The following is an 853-nucleotide window of genomic DNA, read 5'->3' as shown; positions in this document are numbered from 1 at the left end:
GGGATCAGTTCGTCGAGCTTCGACCTGGCCGATCCGGCAAGGCCTTTCAGCCGCCTGGGGGAATGGGAAGCAGGCAAGGTCGAAGCGGTGCTGGACCGCATCAACGGCTTCATGATCCACAACAACTGCGAGAACGAGGATTTCGATCTGTTCTCGCGAATGCTCGACCAGATCGAGGCTCGATACGGTGAGCTGCTGCACTATGCCGATTGGGTGAGCCTCGGCGGCGGCATCCACTTTACGGGCGAGGGCTATCCGATCGACGCGCTTTGCGATCGTCTTCGTGCGTTTTCCGAGCGCTTCGGGGTGCAGGTGTACCTCGAGCCTGGAGAGGCGGCCATCACTCAATGTGCAACGCTAGAAGTCACCGTGCTCGACACGCTGTTCAACGGGAAGCATCTCGCGGTCGTGGATTCCTCGATCGAGGCCCATATGCTCGACCTTCTGATCTACCGTGAAGAAGCGAGCGTCGAACCGGATACCGGACCGCACGAGTACATGGTCTGCGGCAAGTCGTGCCTGGCCGGCGACGTGTTCGGCACGTTCCGTTTCGAAGAACCTCTGAAGATCGGTGACCGCATCTCGATCCAGGATGCCGCCGGCTATACCATGGTGAAGAAGAACTGGTTCAATGGCGTGCGGATGCCCGCCATCGCGATCCGCGAGCTCGACGGCTCGGTCAGGATGGTCCGCGAGTTCACTTACGCGGACTTCGAATCGAGCCTTTCCTGAAGGCTCGATCATTTTTCCGGAAAGAAGGAGAACCCTCCCCTAAATGAAGAAGCATGTCCTCATCATCGGCGCGGGCGGTGTGGCCCAGGTCGTCGCGCACAAATGCGCCCAGAACAACGAT

General features: G+C 59.4%; 2 protein-coding genes. Both read left to right on the top strand.

All coding sequences use genetic code 11. From position 1 onward, the window contains the following. Nucleotides 1-732: carboxynorspermidine decarboxylase (locus HUI96_RS29020; protein ID WP_188258172.1), on the top strand; the 732-nt coding region annotated here is incomplete at its 5' end. A gap of 43 nt (nt 733-775) precedes the next feature. After that, nucleotides 776-853, top strand: a 78-nt coding sequence (locus tag HUI96_RS29015) for a saccharopine dehydrogenase NADP-binding domain-containing protein (protein ID WP_188258173.1), incomplete at its 3' end; no start/stop codon positions are given.

The sequence above is a fragment of the Pseudaminobacter soli (ex Zhang et al. 2022) genome (assembly GCF_014595955.1).
Taxonomy (GTDB): domain Bacteria; phylum Pseudomonadota; class Alphaproteobacteria; order Rhizobiales; family Rhizobiaceae; genus Kumtagia; species Kumtagia pseudosoli.
This window is presented reverse-complemented; position numbering and strand designations above follow the sequence as displayed.